This is a genomic window from Salicola sp. AFF1, assembly GCF_056783195.1.
In genome coordinates this window covers 166,653-172,798 of the sequence record NZ_JBXAYL010000008.1, presented here as the reverse complement: position 1 = coordinate 172,798, position 6,146 = coordinate 166,653, and the positions used below count along the sequence as shown (strand labels likewise).

Here is a 6,146-nt window from a genome sequence, read left to right as displayed (position 1 = left end):
CTATTATATCGCTCAAAGCCTTGTTATTGCAGGCTTTGGGCGCATTTCTGGTCGATTGAAGTAACGGATTCAGGTCACTGTTCTACGGCACTGGCATCCCGGCCTGCCTGCTCATCATCAACAAGGCCAAACCCGCCGAGCGCCGGGGCAAGGTGCTGTTCATCAACGGTGAGCTGGACTGCGAGGAAGGCAAGAACCAGAACAAGCTGCGCCAGCAGGACATCGAGAAGATCGTCGCCACCTTCGATGAGTATACTGAGGTCAAGCGCTACGCCAAGGTGGCCACTCTGGAGGAGATTGCTGAGAACGACTACAACCTCAACATCCGTCGTTACGCCGACACGTCACCGCCCCCAGAGATCTTCGACGTGCGGGCCATCCTGCACGGAGGCATTCCCAAGCGGGAAGTGGAGAGCGAGTACATCCGGGAGGAGATCCTGGGGGATTTCGATGTTTCCCGGGTTTTCGTAGAGCGTGACGCGGATTACTACGACTTCCGGCCAGAGATCGAAACCAAGGAAGCCATCCGGGAAGCGGTAGGTGACGCTGACAGCCCGATCATCGCCCAGCTTGAGCGCTGGTGGGACAAATACCGTGTATCACTGAATGAGCTGGATGATCAGGTGGCTGAGGCGGAAAGCGTGATGAAGGGCCATCTGAAGGAGCTGGGGTATGAGTGAAGCAGTTCCAGAAGGATGGGAGATAAAACGCCTCTGCGACTTGGTGACTTTACAGTACGGTAAATCACCGAAGGAAATCAGCGCCTCCGATGGGCGATACCCAATTATCGGCACCGGCGGTGTCGCCGGTTACACGGATCATTTTCTTCATGAAGGCAATACCACGGTTATTGGCCGAAAGGGCACGATCGATAAACCATCTTATGTTGGGGGCAGGTTCTGGGCTATTGATACGACCTACTATGGTTCTGAATATAAAGGTGCAGATCCAAAGTGGTTTTATTACAGCATCAGTGAGAAAGATCTGACCAAGCATAATGAGGCGAGCGGAGTTCCCAGCCTTGGTCGAGATACTCTCTACGCGATTCCAGTGCTGACCCCGCCAATTCCAGAACAACAGAAGATCGCCACCATCCTCTCGTCTGTCGATGACGCCATCGAAAAGACGCGCGTTCAGATCGACAAGCTGAAAGACCTGAAAACCGGGATGATGCAGGAGTTGCTGACCCAGGGGATTGGGCATACGGAGTTCAAGGATTCGCCGGTGGGGAGAGTTCCAGAAGGCTGGGCGGTTTGTGATTTAGGTGAAGTGCTCAAGGATGTTGTTGATTGTGAGCATAAGACGGCGCCTTATGTAGATAGGTCTAATTATTTGGTAGTGAGAACCACAAATGTTTCCGGAGGTGAGCTGCACTTGAGTGACATAAAGTGCACAACACGGGAAGCCTTCACGGAATGGACAAGACGTGGGGCCCCTGTTCCTGGCGATATTCTATTTACACGTGAAGCGCCTGCTGGTGAATCCTGCATGGTTCCGGAAGGCTTGAATATCTGCATGGGGCAGCGAATGGTACTGTTGAAGCCTGATCAGGAACTAGCTGATCCTGAATTCCTTTCCTTGTTTCTGAGCTCTGATTCCGGGAAGCAGTACATATATAAGCTTTCAGTTGGAACAACCGTTACTCGGATCAATATCGAAGATATCAGGAGTATACCTGTCCCGATCCCCACAGTTACTGAGCAAATAAAAATCAGAGAAGTAGTGTCTTCTATATCCCAGCTGATTGTAGAGAAACGGGAAAAGCTACAAGCAGAGAGTTCATTTAAAAAGGCCCTGATGCAAGACCTTCTCACAGGCAAAGTCAGAGTCAACGTCGACCAAAAGGAGTCTGAGGTTGCCTGACTGAAGGCAATCCCATCGCCATGTTTCAGGATGAAGTCGACAAGGTAGAGAAACCCGCCATAGAGCAACTTCAGAAGTTGGGTTGGCGGTATGTCCCCGGCGTTGAGTTGTCGCCGGAGGGAAGCACTGGTGAGCGCGGGTTTTACCGTGATGTTGTTCTGTCTGGTTCACTGGAATCAGCCCTGCGCCGCCTCAATCCCTGGCTGAGCGACGAGAATCTGCGCAAGGTCATGCGGGAGTTCACCCATCCGAACCATGCCGGATTGATGGAGTACAACCACTCGCTCTACAGCCTGCTGGTGAACTACCTGTCGGTGGATCAGGATCTAGGGAAAGGGCGCAAAGGCCAGACCGTTCGCGTCATCGACTTTGAGAAGCCTGAAAATAACGACTTCGTCTGCACCAGCCAGTTCAAGGTGACTGGTCCTGTCCAGAACATCATTCCGGACATCGTGTGCTTTGTGAATGGCCTGCCGCTGGCGGTGCTGGAGTGCAAATCGCCCTACATTACCGATCCCATGGCCGAAGGCGTGGATCAGCTTCGCCGCTACGCCAATCTGCGCTATCCGGAATCTGAGGAAGGGGCGCCACGGCTGTTCTGGTACAACCAGTTCATGGTGGCGCTAAGTCGGGATCACGCCCGAGTTGGCACCATCAGCGCCCTGGCCTCGCACTACGCCGAATGGAAAGACGCCTACCCCTACACGGATGCCGACATCCAGACACTGCGCCAGGCGCCGCAGCCTTGGGAGCGCAAAGACGCCCAGGAGGCCCCGTCACCGGCGTATCTGGCAAATGCGCGTGAGATTGCAGGGCAGGCTGCGTTGGAGGGCGCTGTCTCCCCTCAGGAGCGCCTTCTGGCGGGCATGTTCAACCGGGGCAGCTTCCTGGATCTCATCCAGAACTTCATCGTCTATGAGCCTATTGAGGGCCGGCTGATCAAGAAGGTGGCCCGCTACCAGCAGTACCGGGCAGTGAATCGGGTGATCGACCGCCTGAGGAATGGCAAGGACCGCAAGGGGAAGTCCGGTGTGGTCTGGCACACCCAGGGTTCGGGCAAGTCGCTGACGATGGTGATGCTGGCGATGAAGATGCGCCGGGATCCAGAGCTGCAGCAGTACAAGATGGTGTTCGTCACGGATCGGTCCCAGCTGGATCGTCAGCTTTCCGATACCTTCCGGGAGGCCCAGGACGAGACCGTCCACAACGCGGATTCCATTGACCGCCTCAAGGGCCTGTTGGCCAGTGATGCCTCCGACATCGTGACGGCCACCGTCCAGAAGTTTCAGGAGGCCGAATCCGAGGCGGATTTCACCAATCTCAACCCCAGTGAGAAGGTGGTGGTGCTCGCCGACGAGGCGCACCGGACCCAGTTTGGCAATCTGGCTGCAACTATCAATGCGGCCCTGCCGAACGCGCCCAAGATCGGTTTCACCGGCACGCCGTTGATGAAGTCCCAAAAGATGAGCGATGCCTTCGGCGGCTACATCGACCGCTACAAGATCGATGAGGCGGTCGAGGACGGCGCCACGGTGCGCATCATCTATGAAGGCCGGGAAGTGCGGACAGATGTGGTGGGCCGGTCGCTGGATGCGCTGTTCGAGGAGTACTTCGGCGACCGGACCGAGGAAGAAAAGGTCGAGATTCGCAAGAAATACGGTGTGGAGCGGGCCGTACGAGAGGCACCGGCTCGCATCCGCTGGGTCTGCCTGGATCTGCTCAAGCATTACCGCGAACGGATCCAGCCGGATGGCTTCAAGGCCATGATCGTGGTGGGCAGCCGTCATGCTGCGACCCTCTTCAAGGACACGCTGGATGAGATGGAGGCGCCTCCCTCGGAGGTGATCATCTCCGGTGACCGTAATGATCCGCCACATCTGGCGAAGTATGCGGACAAGGAGTACCAGAGGCGGGCAATTGAGAACTTCAAGAAACCACTGGACGAAGACCCGACCACCTTCCTGATCGTGAAGGACATGCTGCTGACCGGCTTTGACGCGCCCATCCTTCAGGTGATGTATCTGGATCGGATGCTGAAGGATCACACGCTGATGCAGGCCATCGCTCGGGTGAACCGGACCTACAAGGGCAAGTCCGCTGGTTACATCGTGGATTACTATGGTCTGTCTGATCATCTCACGGCGGCGCTGGATCAGTTCAGTAGTGAGGACGTGGAAGGGGCCTATTACACGCTCAAGGATGAGATTCCAAAGTTGGAGGCGGCGCATACCCGGTTGGCTCAACTGTTCTCGGACGTCGCCGGTGATGAGGTGGATGACTACGTTCATGCGCTCAAGGATGAAGACCTGCGCCAGCAGTTTGAGCTCCAGTACAAGCGCTTTGCCAAGCAGTTGAACGTGGTGCTGCCGGATCCAGCAGCCAAACCGTATGTCCCGTCGCTCAAGTTCTGGGGCAAAGTCCAGAATGCAGCGCGGAACCTGTATCACGATCAGGCGCTCAACATCAGCGATGCGGGTGAAAAGGTACGGGAGTTGGTGGAGGAACACATCATCAGCACCGGCGTGGATCCGCGGATTCCACCCGTGGATCTGATGGATGCCGAGTTCCAGGAATCGGTGAATGAGTTGAAGTCGGATGAATCACGCGCCTCCAAGATCGAGAGCGCGATCCGCCATCATATCACCGTGAACCTGGATGAAGACCCGGAATACTACAAATCCCTGAGCCAGCGCCTGGAGGAGATCATCCAGCAGTCTCATGGCAAGTGGGAGCAGCAGCTCGAATTGCTTCACCAGCTGGTGGGCTCCATCGAATCCGACCGCCACGCGCAAGCCGAGTCACTGGGTCTGAGTGAGACTGAGTTCGCCTTCTACAACATCCTGATGGCCGAAGTGACCCAGCATGCGGGTGAGGCCATGGTTGATGAGGCGGTCCATGATGAGATCCGCCAGGCCACGCGGGAGCTGGTGGCCATGTTCGAGGAAGCTACACAGATCATCGACTTCTTCAGCAAGCCCGAGGAAGTCAAACGCATGAAGAAACAGATCAAGCGCACGGTCCTGGAGTGTTCCTTTGCCGACAAGGCGATCGTGAACACCGTCCAGGATCGGTTCATGGAATTAGCCGAGACGAAATTCGGGAAATGACCACGACCGACAATGGCGAATACCGGGATGCGGGTGGCTTCATTGCCGAGGTCATCCGTTCCAACCGACGTAAGACGGCCGACATTCGGGTAGAGCAGGGTGTTGTGTCCGTCATCGTCCCTCAGGAGCTGTCCGACGAGCGCATCGACCGGCTGCTTGCCGACAAGCGCAGCTGGATCAAAGAGAAGATGCTGGTCCACCGCGAAGCACGACCCGCCAGCACACGTCGGTTTGTCTCTGGGGAGGCCATTCCCTACCTGGGGCGCAACTACCGGCTCAAGGTGATCGACGGCCCCTTCAAGGCACCGAAGCTCGACAAGGGCAAGCTGGTGGTGTCTGTGCCAGGTGGATCCGATACACCTGAGATGGTGCGTAATGCCGTTATTCGCTGGTATCGGCGTCGTGCAGCGGAAAAACTCCCGGCGAAGGTGGGCCGGCTTGCTCCAAGTGTGGGCGTGAGCCCCGGGAAGGTTGAGATCAAGGCGTTCCGCTCACGCTGGGGCAGCTGCACGCCCAAGGGTGATGTGGCGTTCAACTGGCGGATCATGATGGCGCCAAACCGGGTGGTGGATTACGTGGTCGTCCATGAGCTGTGCCATCTCATTTGGCATGACCACTCCTCAGCCTATTGGCGGGAAGTGGCCAGGGTGATGCCGGATTACGCGCAGTGGCGGGATTGGCTGCGAGATATGTCGCATAAGCTGGAGATTTAGGAACTGAAAATGGCAGCTAGGTTTCCTGTTGACACTTTCGCCAACAAAGCCTATCTTTTTGCACAGAATTATGCGCATAATTTTGTTCGAAATTTTGGTTACATATGGGCCTTGGGAGGTCGCTGCAATGACAACTCACGCCATTCTGGCTGAAAAGACGGTTAGCATCAGTGAGCTGCGCAACAAGCCGGCAGACTATTTCACGGCTGAGCCGGTAGCAGTGTTATCGCACAATAAACCAGCCGGGTATGTCATTGGTGCGGAGACCTACGAGGCAATGGTGAACGTGATCCAGCAATACGAAAAAGAGCACGCCGTTGAAGGGCGTTTCCGGCCCACCGCCGAGCGGCTTCGTGAGATCGGTGAGCGTGGAACGCGGGTCACCGAAAACGCGACTGAGGACGATCTGGGGGATTTCGTTGAGTGCCCGTAAGGGTCTTCACCTCCAAACTGATCCGGCAAG

5 protein-coding genes are annotated in these 6,146 nt (G+C 56.2%); all 5 read left to right on the top strand.

The features are described from left to right. Positions 1-77 precede the first annotated feature (77 nt). The 5 genes from AC1RQI_RS07710 to yafN all read left to right on the top strand — a co-directional run bounded on the left by AC1RQI_RS07710 (position 78) and on the right by yafN (position 6,116). Positions 78-680, top strand: a complete 603-nt coding sequence (locus tag AC1RQI_RS07710; protein WP_481904283.1) for an N-6 DNA methylase — start codon at positions 78-80, stop codon at positions 678-680. Continuing rightward, positions 673-1,863, top strand: coding sequence for a restriction endonuclease subunit S (locus AC1RQI_RS07705; protein ID WP_481904280.1), 1,191 nt, complete (start codon positions 673-675; stop codon positions 1,861-1,863). The genes AC1RQI_RS07710 and AC1RQI_RS07705 overlap by 8 nt, the downstream gene beginning before the upstream one ends. A 20-nt stretch (positions 1,864-1,883) precedes the next feature. Next, positions 1,884-4,970: a type I restriction endonuclease subunit R gene (locus AC1RQI_RS07700; protein ID WP_481904279.1), complete on the top strand. Its 3,087-nt coding sequence runs from the start codon at positions 1,884-1,886 to the stop codon at positions 4,968-4,970. Then, complete coding sequence (locus tag AC1RQI_RS07695) at positions 4,967-5,683, top strand: M48 family metallopeptidase (RefSeq protein ID WP_481904278.1); 717 nt, start codon at positions 4,967-4,969, stop codon at positions 5,681-5,683. The genes AC1RQI_RS07700 and AC1RQI_RS07695 overlap by 4 nt, the downstream gene beginning before the upstream one ends. A 127-nt stretch (positions 5,684-5,810) precedes the next feature. Further along, positions 5,811-6,116, top strand: coding sequence for a type I toxin-antitoxin system antitoxin YafN (gene yafN, locus AC1RQI_RS07690; RefSeq protein WP_481904277.1), 306 nt, complete (start codon positions 5,811-5,813; stop codon positions 6,114-6,116). The last annotated feature ends 30 nt before the right edge of the window (positions 6,117-6,146 follow it).

Coding starts and splice junctions, on each gene's coding strand:
- AC1RQI_RS07705 (WP_481904280.1), top strand. CDS start 673: ATGAGTGAAGCAGTTCCAGAAGGATGGGAGATAAAACGCCTCTGCGAC.
- AC1RQI_RS07700 (WP_481904279.1), top strand. CDS start 1,884: ATGTTTCAGGATGAAGTCGACAAGGTAGAGAAACCCGCCATAGAGCAA.
- AC1RQI_RS07695 (WP_481904278.1), top strand. CDS start 4,967: ATGACCACGACCGACAATGGCGAATACCGGGATGCGGGTGGCTTCATT.
- yafN (WP_481904277.1), top strand. CDS start 5,811: ATGACAACTCACGCCATTCTGGCTGAAAAGACGGTTAGCATCAGTGAG.